The organism is Pseudoduganella aquatica (genome assembly GCF_009857595.1).
Classification (GTDB): domain Bacteria; phylum Pseudomonadota; class Gammaproteobacteria; order Burkholderiales; family Burkholderiaceae_D; genus Rugamonas; species Rugamonas aquatica_A.
Map to the genome: position 1 here is coordinate 1 of NZ_WWCU01000149.1, position 284 is coordinate 284.

The following is a 284-nucleotide window of genomic DNA, read 5'->3' on the forward strand; positions in this document are numbered from 1 at the left end:
CACTCGTCAGCGGAGCAAGCTCCCTGTTACCGTTCGACTTGCATGTGTAAAGCATGCCGCCAGCGTTCAATCTGAGCCAGGATCAAACTCTTCAGTTCAATCTCTGTTTAAAGTCATTGCTGACTTGTCTTGATTTCTTGCCACTGGCAAGAAATCACTCTTCAAAATAACTGACGATTCCTTCTTTCGAAGGTCACGTTTAATTTTTTCGTTGAGCGTTTAATAATTTGAGCTAAGAGGCTTGCGCCTCCGGCATCATCATCAAACGCCCACACTTATCGACT

Annotated in this window: 1 rRNA gene; it reads right to left on the reverse strand. The window is 44.7% G+C overall.

What is annotated here, in order from left to right:
• Positions 1–98, reverse strand: a 16S ribosomal RNA gene (locus tag GTP77_RS29995); the annotation flags it as partial.
• Between the last annotated feature and the right edge of the window lie 186 nt (positions 99–284).